The organism is Clostridium beijerinckii, from assembly GCA_003129525.1.
In the GTDB taxonomy this organism is placed as follows: domain Bacteria; phylum Bacillota; class Clostridia; order Clostridiales; family Clostridiaceae; genus Clostridium; species Clostridium beijerinckii_D.
Map to the genome: position 1 here is coordinate 2,500,427 of CP029329.1, position 19,656 is coordinate 2,520,082.

18 protein-coding genes are annotated in these 19,656 nt (G+C 28.1%); 13 read left to right on the forward strand and 5 right to left on the reverse strand.

The genetic code is table 11. The features are described from left to right. Positions 1-12 precede the first annotated feature (12 nt). From DIC82_11065 to DIC82_11090, 6 genes are all read left to right on the forward strand, one after another. Positions 13-999 (forward strand): hypothetical protein, encoded by a 987-nt coding sequence (locus DIC82_11065; GenBank protein AWK51534.1) that lies wholly within the window; start codon positions 13-15, stop codon positions 997-999. Positions 1,000-1,020: 21 nt separating this feature from the next. Next, positions 1,021-1,410, forward strand: a complete 390-nt coding sequence (locus DIC82_11070) for a hypothetical protein (protein AWK51535.1) — start codon at positions 1,021-1,023, stop codon at positions 1,408-1,410. 18 nt (positions 1,411-1,428) lie between these two features. Next, on the forward strand, positions 1,429-2,172 hold the full coding sequence (locus DIC82_11075) for a DNA-binding response regulator (protein ID AWK51536.1): 744 nt from the start codon (positions 1,429-1,431) through the stop codon (positions 2,170-2,172). A gap of 217 nt (positions 2,173-2,389) precedes the next feature. After that, the gene (locus DIC82_11080; GenBank protein ID AWK51537.1) at positions 2,390-2,821 is read left to right on the forward strand and encodes a MarR family transcriptional regulator; all 432 of its coding nucleotides are present in this window, start codon (positions 2,390-2,392) and stop codon (positions 2,819-2,821) included. Positions 2,822-2,876: 55 nt separating this feature from the next. Beyond that, the gene (locus DIC82_11085) at positions 2,877-4,616 is read left to right on the forward strand and encodes an ABC transporter (GenBank protein ID AWK51538.1); all 1,740 of its coding nucleotides are present in this window, start codon (positions 2,877-2,879) and stop codon (positions 4,614-4,616) included. Further along, positions 4,603-6,531: an ABC transporter gene (locus tag DIC82_11090; GenBank protein ID AWK51539.1), complete on the forward strand. Its 1,929-nt coding sequence runs from the start codon at positions 4,603-4,605 to the stop codon at positions 6,529-6,531. The genes DIC82_11085 and DIC82_11090 overlap by 14 nt, the downstream gene beginning before the upstream one ends. A 167-nt stretch (positions 6,532-6,698) precedes the next feature. Here DIC82_11090 and DIC82_11095 read toward each other — a convergent pair whose 3' ends face one another. Together DIC82_11095 and DIC82_11100 are read right to left on the reverse strand one after the other, a co-directional pair. Beyond that, positions 6,699-7,859, reverse strand: a complete 1,161-nt coding sequence (locus DIC82_11095) for a flagellar protein FliB (protein ID AWK51540.1) — start codon at positions 7,857-7,859, stop codon at positions 6,699-6,701. A gap of 100 nt (positions 7,860-7,959) precedes the next feature. Next, positions 7,960-8,310, reverse strand: a complete 351-nt coding sequence (locus tag DIC82_11100) for a P-II family nitrogen regulator (protein AWK51541.1) — start codon at positions 8,308-8,310, stop codon at positions 7,960-7,962. A gap of 471 nt (positions 8,311-8,781) precedes the next feature. Here DIC82_11100 and DIC82_11105 point away from each other — a divergent pair, with 471 nt between their 5' ends. From DIC82_11105 to DIC82_11125, 5 genes are all read left to right on the forward strand, one after another. Next, a complete protein-coding gene (locus DIC82_11105) occupies positions 8,782-9,396 on the forward strand; it encodes a hypothetical protein (GenBank protein AWK51542.1) in 615 nt (204 codons plus the stop codon). Positions 9,397-10,379: 983 nt separating this feature from the next. After that, positions 10,380-11,081 carry a hypothetical protein gene (locus DIC82_11110; GenBank protein ID AWK51543.1) on the forward strand — a complete coding sequence of 234 codons (702 nt, stop codon included), beginning with the start codon at positions 10,380-10,382 and terminating at the stop codon, positions 11,079-11,081. Positions 11,082-11,620: 539 nt separating this feature from the next. Then, the gene (locus DIC82_11115) at positions 11,621-12,106 is read left to right on the forward strand and encodes a glutathione peroxidase (GenBank protein AWK51544.1); all 486 of its coding nucleotides are present in this window, start codon (positions 11,621-11,623) and stop codon (positions 12,104-12,106) included. Positions 12,107-12,156: 50 nt separating this feature from the next. Then, the gene (locus DIC82_11120; protein AWK51545.1) at positions 12,157-12,453 is read left to right on the forward strand and encodes a hypothetical protein; all 297 of its coding nucleotides are present in this window, start codon (positions 12,157-12,159) and stop codon (positions 12,451-12,453) included. A 57-nt stretch (positions 12,454-12,510) separates the two neighbouring features. Beyond that, a complete protein-coding gene (locus DIC82_11125; GenBank protein AWK51546.1) occupies positions 12,511-12,798 on the forward strand; it encodes an antibiotic biosynthesis monooxygenase in 288 nt (95 codons plus the stop codon). 172 nt (positions 12,799-12,970) lie between these two features. Here the strand turns inward: DIC82_11125 and DIC82_11130 are convergent, their stop codons facing one another. Continuing rightward, the gene (locus DIC82_11130) at positions 12,971-13,711 is read right to left on the reverse strand and encodes an NADPH-dependent oxidoreductase (GenBank protein AWK51547.1); all 741 of its coding nucleotides are present in this window, start codon (positions 13,709-13,711) and stop codon (positions 12,971-12,973) included. Between the two features lie 320 nt (positions 13,712-14,031). Here DIC82_11130 and DIC82_11135 point away from each other — a divergent pair, with 320 nt between their 5' ends. Together DIC82_11135 and DIC82_11140 are read left to right on the forward strand one after the other, a co-directional pair. Beyond that, positions 14,032-14,676: a hypothetical protein gene (locus DIC82_11135; protein ID AWK51548.1), complete on the forward strand. Its 645-nt coding sequence runs from the start codon at positions 14,032-14,034 to the stop codon at positions 14,674-14,676. Then, a complete protein-coding gene (locus DIC82_11140; protein AWK51549.1) occupies positions 14,663-15,349 on the forward strand; it encodes a LytTR family transcriptional regulator in 687 nt (228 codons plus the stop codon). Before DIC82_11135 ends, DIC82_11140 begins: the two co-directional genes overlap by 14 nt. Positions 15,350-15,398: 49 nt before the next feature. Here the strand turns inward: DIC82_11140 and DIC82_11145 are convergent, their stop codons facing one another. Together DIC82_11145 and DIC82_11150 are read right to left on the reverse strand one after the other, a co-directional pair. Further along, positions 15,399-17,093 (reverse strand): DDE transposase, encoded by a 1,695-nt coding sequence (locus tag DIC82_11145; GenBank protein AWK51550.1) that lies wholly within the window; start codon positions 17,091-17,093, stop codon positions 15,399-15,401. Positions 17,094-17,335: 242 nt separating this feature from the next. Next, entirely contained in the window at positions 17,336-19,051 is a 1,716-nt protein-coding gene (locus tag DIC82_11150) for a methyl-accepting chemotaxis protein (GenBank protein AWK51551.1), read from the reverse strand. Between the last annotated feature and the right edge of the window lie 605 nt (positions 19,052-19,656).

A 19,656-nucleotide genomic window follows, 5' to 3' on the forward strand; every position in this document is an offset into this window, starting at 1 on the left:
GAGAGATTGTTAATGATTATAAATTTACTCATAATAATTATAGCAGTAGTATGTTTAATTGCTGTATTTCTTACTTTTGTACCACTAGGATTATGGATATCGTCTTTAGCAGCTAATGTTAAAGTAAGTATATTCAATTTAGTTGGTATGAGACTCAGAAGGGTTGTACCTTCTAAAATAGTACTTCCACTTATAAAATCAACAAAAGCTGGTATGGGATTAAATGTAAATCAATTAGAAGCTCACTATTTAGCTGGTGGTAATGTAGATAATGTAGTAAATGCATTGATTGCGGCCCATAGAGCTGACATAGATTTGAAATTTGAAAAGGCAGCTGCTATTGATTTAGCAGGCAGAGATGTTTTAGAAGCAGTTAGAATGAGTGTTAATCCAAAAGTAATTGAAACACCAAATGTTTCAGCAGTTGCAAAGGATGGTATAGAACTTCTAGTTAAAGCTAGAGTTACAGTTAGAGCTAACATTGAAAGGCTAGTAGGAGGAGCTGGAGAAGCAACTATTTTAGCCAGAGTTGGTGAAGGTATAGTAACTACAGTTGGTTCTTCTAGTAGTTATAAGATAGTATTAGAAAATCCAGATGCTATTTCAAAAACTGTATTAAGTAAAGGCTTAGATGCAGGTACAGCCTTTGAAATTCTGTCCATAGATATAGCAGATATAGATGTAGGAAGGAATATAGGAGCTCAACTTCAAACGCTACAAGCAGAAGCTGATAAAAATATAGCACGAGCTAAAGCAGAAGAGAGAAGAGCAATGGCGGTAGCTAAGGAACAAGAAATGAGAGCTACTGTTGTAGAAGCAGAAGCAGAAGTACCAAGAGCAATGGCTTATGCACTTAGAGAAGGAAAACTTGGAATAATGGATTATTATGATATGCAAAATGTTATTTCAGATACAAATATGAGAAGTTCAATTTCTAAGGCGGGAAACAAAAATCAAACTTTGATTACTAATGATACAGAAATGAACGATAAAAAATAGTCTCCTAGGAGAGTGAAAAATATGAAATTTAATGATGTCATTCATATATTAGAGACTATTATAACGGGTATCAATGATCCTAAATATATGAGAAATAGGCTTGGAGAAAGTGATATTTTCAATTTTACAAAGGGTGTTGGCTTAAATAATAGTATGGATAATAATATTAATGTAGAGTCTGAAAATAGCAATATAGAATATAATGAAAGTATTCCTGAGGAAGATATTAATTCTAATAATAATGAAACTAATAGTTACTTTAATAAACAACAAGATACTTCTTCAGATCCACAAGGAGTGATAGATTCTATTACCCAGGAAATAACACCGGTTAGACTTCAACAGGCGATTATACTTTCAGAAATAATTGGAAAGCCAAGAAGTAAAACTAGAAAAAAAAGAAGAATTTAAAAATGGGAGAATTTTGATATGGATATAAAAGTGCTTATAGTTGATGATGAAAAAGGAATAAGAACCATAATTGAAAAAATATTAAATAAATCTGGTGGTTTTGAGGTTGTGGGAGATACAGATAATGGAGAAGAAGCTATAGGCATATTTAAGGAGCATCGCCCTGAAGTGGTGTTCCTTGATGTCCAAATGCCTGGGGGCAGTGGCATTGATTGTGCTAAAAGGTTAACAGATATAGATCCGAAGACTATAATTATTTTTGCAACAGCTCATGCAGAATATATGTCTGATGCATTCCAGTTATATGCTTTCGATTATTTGATTAAACCATTCAAAATAGAAAGAGTAATGCAAACTTTAGATAGAATAAAAAAGTTAAATAAGCCTAACTATGGAGATGGTATAGATAAGATCATAAAGCATGAAAAAGGTTTGGACAAACTTATGATAAAAAATAAAGAAGGCATAAGCTTTGTGGATACAAAGGAAATAGTGCTAGTACAAAGAGAGGAAAGCGCCACTGTTATATATACAAAAACAGATAGCTTCGTAACATCTATTTCTTTATCTGACATAGAGGAAAAACTGGATAATACTCAATTCTTTAGAAGCCACAAATCATATATTATAAATCTATCATTAATCACGAAAATCTATCCATATGGAAGGTGGACCTACGTGGTCAAACTTAAGAATACAGAAAAAGATGCTCTACTTACACATGAAAAGTATGAAGAAATAAAGAAAATGTTTAGTTTATAAATAATATTACTTATAGATTAATATGATGTACAAATTCAAGAAAATTATTTAAGGTTTAGAATAATGTATTTTTAGTAAGATTGAGAACCTAATCTATATGGAGAGGTTCTCTTTTATTTGTTATGGGGGAAAGTATTTTATATGTATTGACAAATATTTTAACTAGTATTATAATTTTAAAATGTTAGAAGCCTAACAAATGGATAGGAGTGTGAAAATGCATAAAGAAGTACATATTGGAAAAAAAATAATTATACTATCTAAGCGGATTCATAGAAGACTAGATAAGGGTACTTCAGAATACGGTATAACAGGTGTTCAATCTAGAATACTTGGTTTTGTGTACCATAACTCTGAGAAAAGAGATATATTTCAAAAAGATATAGAAGAAGAGCTTGATATTAGGCGTTCTTCAGTAACTAGTGTAATTCAACTAATGGAAAAGAATGGATATATAAAAAGAATAAGTGTTTCTAAAGATGCAAGACTAAAAAAGATAATTCTTACAGAAAAGGGCACAGAAGTTCAAAGAAATGTATATGATTTTATTTGTGAATTTGAGAAATCTTTAAGCGATGAATTAAGTGAGGCAGAAATGGCTATATTAATTTCTTTAATTGATAGACTATCTAATAAAATTGCTGATTAAGTGCAAATTTTTAATGAATTATTAGTTAGAAACCTAACAAAGAAGGAGGAAGATTATGATAAAAAAATTACTAAGTTATGTAGGAGAGTTTAAAAAAGACACAATTTTAACTCCAGTATGTGTTGCTTTAGAAGTAGTAATGGAGACAATTATTCCACTATTGATGGCATGGATAATTGATAATGGAATAGGTAAAGGAAATATAAAATACGTAATTATTGTTGGAGGCATAATGTTAATCTTAGCATTTTTATCTCTTACCTTTGGAGCACTTGGAGGTAAATATGGAGCTAAGGCATCTACAGGTTTTGCTAGGAATTTAAGAAGAGGAATGTATTATAACATACAAAATTTTTCTTTTTCGAATATAGATAAATATTCTACAGCAGGGCTTATAACAAGGCTTACTACAGATGTAACAAATGTTCAAAATGCCTTCGCAATGATAACAAGAATGTTTGTTAGATCTCCGCTTGTGCTTATATCTGCAACAGCAATGTGCTTTTACATAAATGCAAAATTATCTTTAATATTTTTAGCTGCAATTATCTTTCTAGGAATTATATTGTATTTTATAATGACTACAGCACATCCATATTTTATGGAAGTATTTAAGAAATATGATGATTTAAATAGTGACGTACAGGAAAATTTAACTGCAATTCGTACTGTAAAGGCTTATGTAAGGGAAGAACACGAAATAAACAAATTTAATAGAGCTTCTGAAGTTTTATATAAATTATTTATAAAAGCTGAAAAATTAATTATAATTAATAGTCCTGCAATGCAATTCACAGTTTATAGTTGTATTTTACTTTTATCTTGGCTTGGAGCAAAGATGATAGTCTCAAATTCTATGACAACTGGGGAGCTAATGAGTTTATTTACTTATACAACTAACATATTAATGAGTCTTATGATGATGTCTATGGCATTTGTAATGGTAATTATGTCAAGATCATCAGCTGAAAGAATAGTAGAAGTTTTAAATGAAAAAAGTGATTTAACAAATTGTGAAAATCCAATTTATGAAGTAAAAGATGGATCTATTACATTTAATGATGTTCATTTTTCATATAGCAAAAACTTGGACAATTCAGTTTTAGAAGATATAAACATAAAAATTAATTCTGGTGAAACTATAGGTATTATTGGAGGAACAGGTAGTGCTAAATCTTCTTTAGTTCAACTTATATCAAGACTATATGATACTACAAAAGGAAGTGTTAAAGTTTCTGGAATTGATGTTAGAAACTACGACATAGAAACACTTAGAGATGAAGTTTCAATGGTACTACAAAAGAACGTATTATTTTCTGGAACAATAAAAGAAAATTTAAGATGGGGAAATAAGGATGCCACAGATGAAGAGTTGATTACTGCATGTAGACAAGCTCAAGCAGAGGAATTCATAGAAAATTTACCACATAAATATGATACTTACATTGAACAAGGTGGAACAAATGTATCTGGAGGACAAAAACAAAGATTATGTATTGCAAGAGCGCTTCTTAAAAAACCTAAAATATTAATTTTAGATGATTCTACAAGCGCAGTAGATACAAAAACTGATGCCCTTATTAGAAAGGCATTTAAGGAAACAATACCAGATACTACAAAGATTATAATTGCACAACGTATTTCATCTGTAGAAGAAGCAGATAGAATTATTGTATTAAATGATGGAAAAATAGATGGCTTTGGAACTCACGAAGAGTTACTAAAAACAAATGAAATATATGGTGAAGTTTATGAATCTCAAGTGAAAGGAGCTGATAATAATGAGTCAAAATAATAAGGTTAGAGTGGTAAAAGGTCCAGGCTCTGGACCAAGAGGCCATGCAAAAGTTAGTAAGGATTCATTAAAAATCTTAAAAAGGTTACTTTCTTATATATTTAAAGAATATAAGTTTCTATTCTTTATTGTATTTGTAACTATTATTATAAGTTCTCTTGCCAATGTTATTGGTACATTGTTTTTAAGAAATTTAATTGATGATTATGTAGTTCCACTTATGAATAAATCTGGAGCTGACTTTGGACCATTACTTAAAATGATAATTACAATGGCAGTAATTTATTATGTTGGAGTTCTATCAACATATGCATATAGCCGTATTATGGTTACAATTTCTCAAGGATCTTTAAAAAGAATAAGAGACGATATGTTTTCTCATATGGAAACTTTGCCTATTAAATTTTTTGATACCCATTCCCATGGAGATTTGATGAGCCTTTATACAAATGATACAGATACATTAAGACAAATGATAAGTCAAGGTATACCACAATTAATATCTGCAATTATTACTGTAGTCAGTATCTTTGCATCTATGATTTATTTAAGTTTACCACTGGCAGGAATTGAAGTTTTAATAATAATTTTAATGTTTCAAGTTACTAAATTTATTGGAGGCAAAAGTGGAAAATACTTTGGACTTCAACAAAAAGATTTAGGTGCTTTAAATGGATATATTGAAGAAATGATGGACGGACAAAAGGTTGTTAAAGTCTTTTGCCATGAAGAAGAAGCAAAAAGTAATTTTGATAAAATAAATGATAAACTTTTTGATAGTGCAAATGAAGCAAATAAGTATGCTAATATCTTAATGCCTATTATGGGTAACATTGGTTATATAAATTATGTGGCAGTTGCAATAGTTGGAGCAATTCTTGCAATTAGCGGTTTTGGCGCCTTTACTCTTGGTGCACTTGTATCATTCTTGCAATTAACAAGAAGTTTCAGCCAAACAGTAAACCAAATGTCTCAACAATTTAACTTTGTAATTATGGCCTTAGCTGGAGCAGAACGTATCTTTAAGTTACTTGACGAAAATAAGGAAATGGATGAGGGATATGTAACTTTAGTTAATGCAACAGAAGATGAAAAAGGAGAATTAACTGAATCTAAAAAACGTACTGGAGTTTGGGCATGGAAACATCCTCATGAAGATGGTACAGTTACTCATACTAAGCTTCGTGGTGAAGTAGTATTTGATGATGTTGATTTTGGTTATAATGATGAAAAAATCATATTGCATAACATAAAGCTTTATGCAGAGCCAGGACAAAAAATAGCCTTTGTAGGATCTACAGGTGCAGGAAAGACAACTATTACAAACTTAATCAACCGTTTCTATGATATTCAAGATGGTAAAATACGATATGATGATATTAACATTAATAAAATCAAAAAAGATGATTTAAGAAGCTCCCTTGGAATAGTACTTCAAGATGCACATCTATTCACAGGAACAGTTGCAGACAATATTAGATATGGAAAATTAGATGCAACGGATGAAGAAGTAAAAGCAGCTGCAAAACTTGCAAATGCAGACCAGTTTATAAAGCATCTGCCAAAGGGATATGATACAATCCTTACAGGTGATGGAGGAAATCTTTCACAAGGTCAAAGGCAACTTTTAACAATAGCTAGAGCAGCAATTGCTGATCCACCTGTTTTAATACTTGATGAAGCAACCTCTAGTATTGATACAAGAACAGAAAAAATTGTTCAAGATGGTATGGATAAATTAATGAAGGGAAGAACAGTTTTTGTAATTGCGCATAGACTTTCAACAATTAAGAACTCTGATGTAATTATGGTATTAGATCAAGGTGAAATAATTGAAAGAGGAAATCATGATGCTTTAATTAAAGAAAAAGGTAAGTATTATCAATTATATACAGGAGCATTTGAACTATCATAAAACTATATCTTATTCAAGCAATTGGAATAAAATATATCAAAAGTATGAAGAAATAAAGAAACTTTTTTAATTTATAAATAATAGGAAGGCAAATAAATATTGTTTGCTTTCCTATTATTATTTTTTATGGATATTTAAATATATATTATTTAATATACTGCCTATTTCTAACTCATTATTAAAACAAGTAGTTCTTTTAAATCAAATAGTTTGTTGGTATTAAACATTTCCTCAAGATCATAAAGGGTTTTTTCTGAATTTTCTATTTCTCTAGAATACATATGCATTATGTCTATCTGATCATTTATATCAAAACTATATTTATTATCAATCCATCTTACTACATCTAATTCTTTAATAATAAGATAACTCATGACAGCTAATGTAACTTTAGAATATAATTCTTCATCAAAAATGGATTTCATAAAATATTGGAATATAAAATATACCATTAAATTTTCATATTCATAGGTTTTATTTTTATAATATTCATTAAAATCATCATATTGTTTTTGATAAAAAGCAATATCATCTGTTTTGTGAAAACAGTTAATAGCATGTTCTATTATTTTTGGCCAGTTATCATTAATAGGATTAAGGTTTTTATAAATATTCATGTATTTAAGCATATTATCATACTTATGATTTTGTTTGATTTCACATTGATCCACTATATTAAGTAGATCTTTTTGATAATATTCCTGAGAATATTTATTTCTTATATCAGCAATTTGGGATAAGTTATTTTTATTTATTTTTTCTTGAATATCATGAGCAAAATTAACAAGTAGTACAATTCTATGATTTAAACTTATAGAACGATTTTGTACTATATCCAATGCTATTTTCCTAGATGATATTATATGTGTAAAAAGATCAAAATTTATATCATCATAGGTACATACCATTTCATCATCTTCTGAAACTTCAAAAGTTACTGGTTTAGAATCTAGGAGAATTAATCTTGCAGCCTCAGGACAGGATAAAGATATTCCTATTTCACGTAAACTACCATATTCCTCTTCGAACCTGGGGTATGTCTTGCATGTATAGCAAAGACAATCTTCTCCAAGTTCAGTATAGATATCACAAAGGTTAGTTTTATTTAAAAATGGACAATTATCATTTTGTAATACAAAACCAGGTTCACCATCTTCATATAATGTTAAGTTAGATTTTAATCTTTCACCAAATTCACCTGATACATTTTTATAATGTGCATGTGTTTCCTCATCAATTACGATTTCCCACCCAGCACAACAGGTATCAGTGCATTTTGAACCTACACACTTAAAATCTTTATAGTAATGGGGTGCAGTTGTTTTCATGTAAATTACCTCTTATGTTTATTTATTTTTTAATTAAATTCAAATTATAATATACCACTTATTTGAGCATTTGGAAAAGTATTTTGGTGATAATTACATATTAAAGAGCATCTTTTCCTTCTAATCCATTACTTATGCGTATAACATTAGCTACATCATAAATAAATATTTTACCATCACCAATTTTACCTGTATATAACACTTTCTTTATAGTGTCTATAATTGTGTCTAAAGGTATATTACAAGTTACAATTTCTACTTTTACCTTTTGCAATAACTTAACATTTACAGCTGTTCCGCGGTGATATTCTGTGTGGCCCTTCTGCATTCCGTAACCTAGAACATTAGAAACAGTCATACCTGTAATTCCAATGTTATCTAATTCATCTATTAAATTTTCAAGTTTTCCTTGAGGTGCTATAACATCAATTTTAGTTATCTTATCATTCATAAATTTTCAGCACTCCTTTTTTGGTCATAATTATACCATATAATGATAGTTTTAAAAACAGTGACTAGCTATTTTAAATAATTGCCTCTAATAAATTCATCACCTATAATCAAGGAAGCTTTCAAATGATTTACTTTATATTAATAAAATTAGATTTGTTTTATAACTTAAACTCAGAGTATAATAAAAAAGAAAACAAAACCAGGGTTTATTCTTAAACCCTGGTTTCATTTAGAAATAAGTGTACTTATTGGGACTTTAAAATCATTTTCGGACTAATCCTAAAATATTATTTTCAAAATCTAATTCCATCAGAATCACCTCTTTCTGATATTAGTGTGTGCAGTATTAAATTTAATATACATGTTATTTTGTGAGGATCTATTGGTCTATTAAGTATACATAACTTTTGACTGTGCAGTAGTAATATATTATAATATTGTATATTACTTATTAAAGGAGACGGAAAATATGTTTTTATTTGGTAGGAATAAGTTGAAGATAAGAAGCGAAGAAGATGAAGATAGAATTAGGACATTTGTAGAATATTATGGAATAAAACAAAAAGATACTTTTAAAGTAAAGGTTTTAAATGAGTTGATTGGGGATAATTTATGTCTAGGAGTTTTAGATTCTAAACTATTATCTTTCGGAACTAAAGAAGAATCTCAAATTTCATTTAATGAAATAATAGAACACTTAAATCTTACCAGAGTAGCATATAAAAAAATTGAGATAAAGAAAATACCGGAGGTGTCTGTCTGCGGAGTAACCATTAAAAAAGGGGCTAAGAAAACCGATAAAGATTACATAGTTGGATTTGTTGCAAATAAAGATAATTTTAATAGGATAAATGAGCATGTAAATAAATTAAATTTATATTATTTCATAGATAAAACTGGTCTTGATGAAGAAGCTTTGCTTCAAAAGTTAATGGAAAATTATGAAGATGTAGATGAAATGGGTAAAGACTTTTACTGCCAAATTTTTAATAATAATTTTAGTGGACAATTTCTTGTTTCATCAGGAATGGAACAAGCCGCAGAAATTAAAGAAATAGTTAACAAATGCTATTCTGACTTATAGTTATTTATACTTAATTTGAACTTTTTAAGTTATCTTAAAGAGTTTGAGATTGAACATTGCTATTAAGAGCGTATTATGAGATATGGTAATGAGAAAAAAGGCGTAAAAATTTGGATTTTAAAGATAAAATGTAACCAAGTGAATTTTCACTTGGTTACATTTTGTTAATTACCAAATCTATTGAAATGTTGACTTTTAAATCCCTCATTCTTTATAGATTTATGTTTTGCATTAGGATTATGGTTATGCCCTTCTTCAGTTATTGGAGTTTGATAATTACATTTTTCCATTCTTGCTATTTTATTATCTGGTTGACTATCTTTTGTCATTAAAACACCTCCTCAGCATAATATTTTCACAGAGTTAGTTTGTACAGTACTGTACAAATTATCCGCTTATCTTAAAAAACAATGTAATAATTAAGGAGAGAATATTATTAATATATACTAGGAAATGCAGGAGAATGTTGTATTATAACAAGATGATTATATATAGCAACTATAGCTAGTTCATCAGCATATATAATAAGTATAATACTACTTTTTGGTAACATTTCTAATGAGTATAATTTATAATAGTGGTTAAGATATTACTACAAAACAAAGTAATAATTAAGGGAGGTAGATTCACATGTCTTTAAATAATAGTGGAACTAATAGGAATTCAGTGTTTAAAAAAAGAACCGATTTAAACGGGGTAAAAACTGAGGCCACTTCAGAAATTGGTTTTCCTAATAATAAAGATAAAGGCAAAGGAAAAAAAGGTGGAATAGTTGGAAAAGGATAAAACTCCTTCACATTCAGAACAGGAAAGTTAAACCTATAGTGCCAATGATACTACATTAGGACTATGCTGCAGCATAACATATTGGGAGTACTTGTAAAAAGATAGTCATATGACTATCTTTTTTTATTATATAAGAATATGTTCTCACAATTTAGTAAACAAATAAACTATAAGTTTTTATAAAAAGAGGTGTTCTTGTGATTAAAGCTATTAGAAATCCCGATATTTATCATGGAGATAATAAAAAAACAAATTTCTTTGAAGGTTGGTATTTTAAGATTGTGCAGCCACATACAGGTCATACATACTGCTTTATGCAATGCTATAGTCAAGTTTGCGCTGTTGATGGTATAGCACGAGGAAAACTTGATATTAATGGCGAAAGCGTTGATTTTACTGGAGGAAGGCTATATATTGAAAAGAATTGGGGTAAATCATTTCCGTATTCTTACATTTGGGTACAGGGAAATTCTTTTGAAGAAGGGGATGGGTCAGTTACATGCTCTATAGGGAATATTCCACTTCCATTTCAATTTGGGAGCTTTATTGGCTTTTTGATAGGAATATATGCAAAAGGTAAATTTTATAAGTTTACGAGCATAAACAAAAGTACTCTATCAATTAACTGCGAAAATGAAAAAATGGTTTTAGAAACTTATAATAAAGATTATTTTCTTAAAATTGAAGCCTTCTATAAACAAGAAACTTTTATGAATTTATACGCACCTCATGATGGAAATATGATACCTATAGCAAGTGAAACTCTTAATGGAAATTTAAATGTCACGCTTTATGATAAGAAAAGAAATTGTATCATTTTTAATGATAACTGTACTTCTGCTGGTATTGAGTTTTCTAAAGATTATATGAATTTAATAAATAGAATCGAAAGAAAATAATACAAATATTATTTGTTATTGAAGATGAGACAAGACAATTAATAAAGAAAATATAAATAAAGAAAGAGTAACATACATATGGGGAATATGAATGTTACTCTTTATCTATTATATAGGGGGTAAATTTTCATGAAAAACTTTTATCAACGTTATAAATTTATTATAGCTTGTTATTATGTCAGAATCGTGACAAATTTAAATTATAAAATGTAGATTTGATATGGAAATAAAAATTATATTGACAGGAAAAATAATAAAGGATATACTAAATTGGAGGTTTGATTGGGTGCAATTTAATTTAGCTAAATGTAAATTTGATATTCGTATATATTTATCTGATGTCTAGCCACTGTAATACTCCCACTTTTTTTAGTGGGAGATAAGTAAGAGTCCAAATCTTGTATTTGGTTACTCGAACTTATTAAAAATATTAATTGAGATTTTATCTTTAAGAATTTACTAATTTTTTTAAATAATTAGATTGCATAAAATTTAATTTACAAAAATATCAAGTTGGAATAAAAAGGAGAATATATAGTATGAATTTTTATGATTTCTCAGCAAAAAAAATGAATGGACAAGAAATAAAAATGGAAGAATACAGAGGTAAGGTAGTTTTAGTTGTAAATACTGCAAGTAAGTGTGGATTAACACCTCAGTTCATAGAGTTGGAAGAACTATATAAGGAATATAAGGGAAAAGGCTTTGAAATCTTAGGATTTCCTTGTAATCAGTTTGCTAAGCAAGATCCAGCAAGTAATAAAGAAATTAGTGAATTTTGCTTAATTAATTATGGAGTCACTTTTACAATGTTTGAAAAAATAGATGTAAATGGAGAAAATGCACATCCATTATATAAATATCTAAAGAATGAAGCTAAAGGTATCTTAAGCAAAGAAATAAAATGGAACTTTGCTAAATTTTTAATAGACGCAGAAGGAAATGTAGTAAAGAGATATGCACCTGTAACAGTTCCATCAAAAATAAAAGATGATATAGAAAAAGCAATTTCAGGTAATATGTAAATAAATAATTTAAATATATAACAATTAATTGTCTACAAAAAAACAAATATATGGCAGTAGCTTTTGTAGCTTTAGCTAATAGTGATGATTTTAAAATTCCTTCAGCTTGGCAACAAGATATGGGAGCAACTGTAGAAAATATTTTATTGGAAGCTGTACATCTGGAACTTGGAGCAGTTTGGCTTGGAGTAGCAACTGCTGAAGCAAGTATGAATTATATTAAAGAACTTTTTAATTTACCAGAAAATATTGGACCTTTTGCTTTAATTCCAGTTGGCTATCCTGATGGTCAAAAAAATGGATTTGTAGATAGATTTAATGAGAAGAAAGTTCATTATGAAACTTGAAAATAAGGTGAATAAAATATATAATATTATAAAAATGGCAATAAAGGAGTAATTAAAATGATAAAGGTAGTAGCTAAAAATATTATAAAAAAAGATAAGATAGAAGAAGCATTAGAACATATAAAGGAATTAGTCGCAATTACAGTAAAAGAAGAAGGCTGTATAAAATATGAAATTTATCAAGATGAAAAGGATATAAGCATATTGACAATGATAGAAGAATGGGAAAGCAAGGAAGCTTTAAATAAACACATGGCATCTGAACATTTTAAAAGGATAGTACCTATTATAGGTGGTTTTGCAGAAAAAGCAGGGGAAATTAATCTATATAAAAAAATTATATAGCAATTTATATACTTAAAGTACATGTAAAAAAGAATAACTTATATTAAAGGAACAGTAGATAGTTTTGTTTTCACACAAAATTATCTACTGTCCCTTAAAAAAATAACTGCCTTTTATTTAATTAAGGATAACACTTTAATTTCATAAAAGGCAGTTTTTTATTTAATATACCTTATTTAGATTTTAACCCTTGTTTAACAATAGTATCTTTAACCTTAGGATAATAAACTGATTGATAAATTCTTGAAGTTAAAGTACTCCAATTTGTTTCCTGCTCAGATCGTCCAATATCCTTTAGATATTTATCCATTTGTTCATCATAAACATTAATTGAATCTTCAACTACTTTTGTATTATAACTTTCGTCATGTTTAAAACTATCAAAAGGAACTCTAGGTTTTTTATGTGATTTATCAGCTGGATACCCAACTGCCAAGCCTACTAGTGGAAAGGTATATTTAGGCAATCCTAATAGTTCTATAACTTCTTCTGGATTTTTTCTTATACCACCAATAGGTACTGTACCAAGTCCAAGAGATTCGGCAGCAACAACTGAAGCTCCTAAAGCTATTCCAACATCTACTGAACCAGCAAGAATACCTTCGATATCTTCATGAATTACTTGCTTAAAGCCAGTTTTTTCACCTGCAAGATAAGTTCTATAAAAATCCATTACAAAAACTAAAAATACTGGAGCTTTTGCAACATATTCTTGATTACCCACAAGTTCTGCTAATTTCTCTTTCTTCTTTTTGTCTCTTACAACTATAACAGAGGTTTGCTGTCCGTTTATTGAGTTAGGCATAGCTTGAGCACTTTTTACAATGTCATCTATTAATTCAGCAGGAACATCTTTATCTAAATATTGCCTTATTGATCTATGATTTTTTATTGTATCTATTGTATTATTCATAATTAATAACCTCCATATATTATTTTAAACATACATTATTTTCATTGTAATATTTTAATTGAATAAAAAGTAAATTATATTTTTATAAGGATTTATCTCATTGATAATATACTTTATCTCACGTTATTTATTAATTAACTTACAAAATAAATTCTTATTTAATACAATTCAATTATATTGAATACAATTGAATTTGTCAATCGTTATTTGCTAGCAATTTAAATATTTGGTATTACAGGCTATGAAATTGTTGTTTATGCCAAACCAATTATCTTTTCTCTTTGGACACATATAATGACAATAAGAGGGGAGTGATTTATATGAAAAAACCAGAAAAAATATTTGTTATTGGAAAGAAATTAACTAAAGCATTCATTTTTGCATTTGCTTTGTTACCACTTAGTTTGAGTTTGTTGGTAAGCGGTATGATGATTGAACGCTTTAAATTAGGAGATTATGCAATTGTTATTATTTCCATTACATTTTTGGTAATATGGTTTTTGTTTATTCCCAATATGGCTAGGTGGAGACAACATTGGGATATAAGTGAACATTATTTTGAGCATTATGCAGTTGATGGTTATTTTCAACAATTAAAATATATATTAAGTATCTTTAATGGTAAAGAGGATATGTTTGCTTTTAAAATTAAATTAACTGAAATTAAAAGTATAAGAATTTATTGGAATACAGTGTGGATTATTTCCTCAACGCCTTTACATTCCATTTACTTTGGAATAACATTGAAAGACGGTTCCATTGTAACTTTTAGATCATTACTCACCACTTCTAATAGAGAATATATAGATGCTGTGAATTATTTGAATGAAAAATGCAATATTCAAATAGAAGATAAGTATAACTTATTAGGTGCAATGGAGAATCCAGGCATGAGACTTGCTGAATATATTGATAAAATTGAAAAACAAGAGGGCAAGTGGAGGACACAAAATGATCAAAGCTAATATTATTTTAAAGGATGATAATTTAAAGAAAGTTTTAAAATCTGAAATTAAATTATTTTTAAATAATGAAGGCCAAGATGTTACTTTTGTTGAAGAAACCTATATAAAAGATTATGATAAGAATGAAATATTGATTCTTTTCTTTGAAATATCAAACAGTAATGATATTAAAAGAGCTAAGGAAATCAAAGAATGTACTCATGCAAGTTGCATTATTTTATTAAGCAAAGATGAGTCATTGGTTTTTGAAGCATTAAGAGTTAATCCATTACAATTTATTCGTTTAAATAATTTTCATGAAGACTTTAAAAATATGATTGAATCATTATTAGACTATATGAAAAATATAGAGACTATAGTGACTTTGAAATCTGGTACAGCTACAATTAGACTTAATGTGAAAAATATTATGTTTATAGAATCTTTTGGACACTATTTAATAATTCACTCTAGCACTGGACAATACCAGGTAAGAGAAAAATTATCAAATATAATAGAACAAATTAATAATCCAAGTTTTATAAGGACCCATAAATCATATATTATAAATATTAAGTTCGCCGAAAAAGTGTTATCTGATAAATTGATATTAAAAAATCATTTAGAAATTCCAATAGGAAGAAACTTTAAGGAAAAAGTCATGCAGGGATATCATGGGCTTGTAGAATATTAATTATTAGAAAATAAATTGATTAAACCACAAAAACTATAAAGTATCGTGATTAGTTTGACAGCTTTGCTTCAAATTCTAAAAAATATAATTTAAAACAGTTAATTATTACAGCAACTATACATGCAATTATATTGAGAAAACACTCTATGCCACTTTCAAGAAACTGTTTTAACAGTTTCTTGAAGTTATAGGCTGCGATTTTAAATCCAACCCATAATTTTGAGCGCAATAATCCCCGGATAGGCATGGTATCAATTTTATATCTTCTCCTCAAAACAGAAGGAATACCTTCTATACCAGCCCTTTTATTTGCAAGCTTTATATACTCACTCTCGTGCATTTTTTCTCTTTGAGTAGCTGTATTATAAGCTTTTTCGCTAACTCTTATGGTATTAAATTTCTTTGATATTTTCTTTGGACATTGTGAATTTAAAGGACATTTTTCACATGTACTGGAGTCAAATTTGGCTGTATAAGATTTTGAACTATAATAAGACTCTACAGGTTCGACTCCGTTAGGACAACAACTTATTACATTTTTTTCGTCATCTACAATGAATTTTGAATAACTCAGTTTATCAGTAGATACTTTTCTGCCAACTAGTTGACTTGGAATCATTTCAATTCCTTGTTTTAAAGCATTTTTGGCTTTTTCTTGTTCATAGTAAGCACCATCAACTAGTAGTTTACAGTTTGAATTTTTATTTTGTGAAGCTAAATTAGCAATAACATCATCAGCAAATTTTGAATCGCTGTGAATATTTTGCTTAAGGTCATAGCCTGTTATAACACTGTTTTTATCATTAAATGATTCTTGTATATTAACAACATAACCAACGTTACCACCATATTTTTTTCTGTAGGTTGCATCTTTGTCAGTTGGATTTTGTAAACTAGTTGAAGTTATATCTTTTGAATCTTTAATAACTAAATTTTTTGCAGCATCTTCTGTAGTTTGGTCCTGAATAACTCTATTTAAAAGTTGAAACTCTTCTGTTGAAGTAACTATATCTCCAGCTTTCAGAGCGATATTGTATAGAATTTTAGAATGTTCGATTAAAATTGAAAGTTTTGAATCAGCCTTTAAATCTTGAGTTCTATATATAGTGTCATTTTTATGCCCCTTTTCAAGGTACGGTTTTAGTTCATCACTTATAATAGGTGGATTTATTATATTTAGAGCTTTAATAAGTCTGCTATTTATAGAATATACTAGCTCAATTCTACTTAATTTTTTGCATGATGAACTAACCATTAACGAATCCACTCTAACTTTTTTATTATCAACAGATAAATACTTAGCAATGCTTTCGGATAAAGCTTCAACTTCAGCTTTTATTAAGTCTTCATTAGTTGACGCTTCATATTCAACAAGTCTGTTTCTAAAATTTGTTAGAGTATTTATAGATACTGGTTGTGTTTCATAATTAGTTGTATTTAAAGCATATTGATATCTTACATCGAAATGAATAGAGCCGATAAGCTCTTCATCAGTCTGCTGAAATATTTCTTTTATAATTAGTAAGCCAAGAATAACATTAATAGGTGAATTAGGCCTTGAGGCTTTATTGCTATATAAAACCGAAAAACGCTCCTCATTTATTCGCGGAAAAATATGATCCTTAAATGCCTTAGCCCAACTTTTATTTAAAATATCTTGAAGGTATTTTGGCATTTGGTTGATTGGTTCAAATAATGAAGTTTGTTGAAGGTCATTTTTGCAAAACATAGTAATTCTCCTCATACGTTTAATTTTATAATGCTATTATATCATTAAATTCTAATTGGATGATATTTGTCAGCTTTTTGTGGTCTAATCATAAATTAACTTATTTCCTATTATTTAAGATATGTTGTAATATTTTTAGCAAAATTGAACAAATACTAGTAAACAAAGATAGATCGAGATAAGTGTTCATCAATCTATCTTTGTCCATTTATGATATAAATTCTAAGGTTTAAGAGCTAAAGCTTAGGATTTTGATCTTATATTTTAAATTTTTGAATCATTTCATTAAGTTTTTGTGCAAGTTCAGCTTGGCTTTGAGATGATTTTGCAATTTCGGTAGTAGCAAAAGTTATTTCACTAACACTATTTAAGATTTCTTCAGTACCAGCAGCAGATTCTTCAGCTACGGCTGATACATTTTGAATAGCAGAGCTAACCTGAGTAATTGATTCATCCATTTGCTTTGAAGATAATGAAAAACTTTCTATTATATCATTTATAAATTCAGCATCTTTTTCATATTGAATACCAGTATTCATAAGTAATTCATAATTTGGTTTTACATCATTAGACATAAAATCAAGGACATCTTGTCCACTATTAGATAATTTTTTAACTGCAGTTTGAACTTGAAATACCATATTTTGAATATTTACAACTGCTTCTGCAGATTGTTCTGCAAGCTTTCTAACTTCATCAGCAACAACTGCAAAGCCTTTTCCTTGTTCCCCTGCTCTTGCTGCTTCTATAGCTGCATTTAATGCAAGTAAATTTGTTTGATTAGCTATACTTCCAATTGAATCAGCCATTGTTTTTACTTCTTCAACAACTTTGGATTCTTCTATAGCATTTAAGATATTAGATTGATTTTTTTCATAAATTAAATTACTATTTTGTATATTTTTGATTGCGTTATTTTTTATATCAATAGCACGTTTTTTTATTTCACTAATGGATATGGAAGCTTCATCAGCACTTCTAGAAAGAAGATTTGTAGTAGAACTTATTTCTTCTGTTGATGCACTTACTTCTTCAGTAGTAGCACTTAAATCTTGCACGCCTTTAGATATTTGTTCTGTAGATTCATTTACCATTTCCATTTTTGAAGAAATTTCTTCAGTAGTAGCAGAAAGTTCTTCACTTGTACTACTTATATCAGCAGAACTATTAATTATTTCTGATAATAAATCTTTTATTTTCTCACTGGCACTATTTAATGCTATGGAAAGATCTCCAATTTCATCTTTCGAGTCAATTTCAATAGATTTAGTTAAATCTCCATTACCAAGAGCTTCAGCAAAGAATAAAACTTTTTTTACTTGTTTTGATATCATAAATGAAATTGATAAACCTAAAGTAATTGCAAATATTAAACCTATCAATATTATAGCAATAGTTATGTATAAAGATTTTGTATAAAGTAAGTTATTGTCATTATTACTAGTATCTGCTTGGCTAACATTATTTTTAATTAAAGAGTCTAAAGAAGTAAACATTTTTGTTCGTATTTCAGTAGATTTGCTAAAGTTTGCATCTGCTGCTTCATAGTTTTTTTCCTCAACAAGTTTAATTAAAACATTTGTTATAGAATTATATTCCTCTAAGTATTTTTTTAATTCCTCAAAATCTTTTTTTTCAGAATCAGAAAGTAAGGTTTCTTCATAACGTTTAATAATGGAGTTATTTTTATTATAAATATCTGATATATCTTTTTTTAAGGCATCATTTTGATCGGATTTTTTTTCTTGATAGACAATTTTTAATAAATTAGCTCTCACATTAGAAACATTTTGTTCTATAGTAGTTAAATCTTTAATTGATTCTAGACTATAATCATGCATTTCTTTAGAATTGGTATTTAATGTATTCATATTACTTAAGCCGACAAAACCAACAACACCTATGAATATAGCAACGATTAGAAAAGATGAAATCAGTTTTTGCGCCATTTTTAAGTTTTTAAATAATTTCATAAAAACACACCCCTTATTTTTGTATTAGTTAAAGCAAATTTTTAAATGATTTTTATCTTAAATTAAAGATGTAGTATTTTGAAACACCCCTTCCGCTAGAAACAATGATTTTAAATTAGTAAGAATTTTTTGTAAAAATCACTCCAGAGTGGGATGATTGTACAATATAAACATTTTATCTAAGTTTATTATACTATGAAGATCTACTGAATTCTAGATTGAAATGAAAAATATGTTTAAAAAAGTATAATTTTGATGAAAATATCAATATAACTTCTATTTTTATATTATACAATTAATTAAATTAAATAAAATTCTAATTTATTTAATTTAATTCGATAATTATATAAAAAGAAAAAAGAAAAAAGAAAGACAAATTATAATGGGATTAAGCGGTGCTGAAAATATATTTTGAGGAAGATTAGGAAAGGGGAAAAGTGGATTAATAGATAGCAAGAAATAATACTCTAGAAATGAATTTAATATATTTACCAAATATGTTATAGTTTATATATAGTATGTATATTATTTATATATTAAGGAGAATAGTTTGCTTTTAGGACTTGCAGCATGTTTAGTATCATATTTAATCGTTGGGTTTCTAT

Excerpts from the sequence above, each read along its gene's own strand:
- DIC82_11065 (AWK51534.1), top strand. The coding sequence starts at position 13 with ATGATTATAAATTTACTCATAATAATTATAGCAGTAGTATGTTTAATT.
- DIC82_11070 (AWK51535.1), top strand. The coding sequence starts at position 1,021 with ATGAAATTTAATGATGTCATTCATATATTAGAGACTATTATAACGGGT.
- DIC82_11075 (AWK51536.1), top strand. The coding sequence starts at position 1,429 with ATGGATATAAAAGTGCTTATAGTTGATGATGAAAAAGGAATAAGAACC.
- DIC82_11080 (AWK51537.1), top strand. The coding sequence starts at position 2,390 with ATGCATAAAGAAGTACATATTGGAAAAAAAATAATTATACTATCTAAG.
- DIC82_11085 (AWK51538.1), top strand. The coding sequence starts at position 2,877 with ATGATAAAAAAATTACTAAGTTATGTAGGAGAGTTTAAAAAAGACACA.
- DIC82_11090 (AWK51539.1), top strand. The coding sequence starts at position 4,603 with ATGAGTCAAAATAATAAGGTTAGAGTGGTAAAAGGTCCAGGCTCTGGA.
- DIC82_11095 (AWK51540.1), bottom strand. The coding sequence starts at position 7,859 with ATGAAAACAACTGCACCCCATTACTATAAAGATTTTAAGTGTGTAGGT.
- DIC82_11100 (AWK51541.1), bottom strand. The coding sequence starts at position 8,310 with ATGAATGATAAGATAACTAAAATTGATGTTATAGCACCTCAAGGAAAA.
- DIC82_11105 (AWK51542.1), top strand. The coding sequence starts at position 8,782 with ATGTTTTTATTTGGTAGGAATAAGTTGAAGATAAGAAGCGAAGAAGAT.
- DIC82_11115 (AWK51544.1), top strand. The coding sequence starts at position 11,621 with ATGAATTTTTATGATTTCTCAGCAAAAAAAATGAATGGACAAGAAATA.
- DIC82_11120 (AWK51545.1), top strand. The coding sequence starts at position 12,157 with ATGGCAGTAGCTTTTGTAGCTTTAGCTAATAGTGATGATTTTAAAATT.
- DIC82_11125 (AWK51546.1), top strand. The coding sequence starts at position 12,511 with ATGATAAAGGTAGTAGCTAAAAATATTATAAAAAAAGATAAGATAGAA.
- DIC82_11130 (AWK51547.1), bottom strand. The coding sequence starts at position 13,711 with ATGAATAATACAATAGATACAATAAAAAATCATAGATCAATAAGGCAA.
- DIC82_11135 (AWK51548.1), top strand. The coding sequence starts at position 14,032 with ATGAAAAAACCAGAAAAAATATTTGTTATTGGAAAGAAATTAACTAAA.
- DIC82_11140 (AWK51549.1), top strand. The coding sequence starts at position 14,663 with ATGATCAAAGCTAATATTATTTTAAAGGATGATAATTTAAAGAAAGTT.
- DIC82_11145 (AWK51550.1), bottom strand. The coding sequence starts at position 17,093 with ATGAGGAGAATTACTATGTTTTGCAAAAATGACCTTCAACAAACTTCA.
- DIC82_11150 (AWK51551.1), bottom strand. The coding sequence starts at position 19,051 with ATGAAATTATTTAAAAACTTAAAAATGGCGCAAAAACTGATTTCATCT.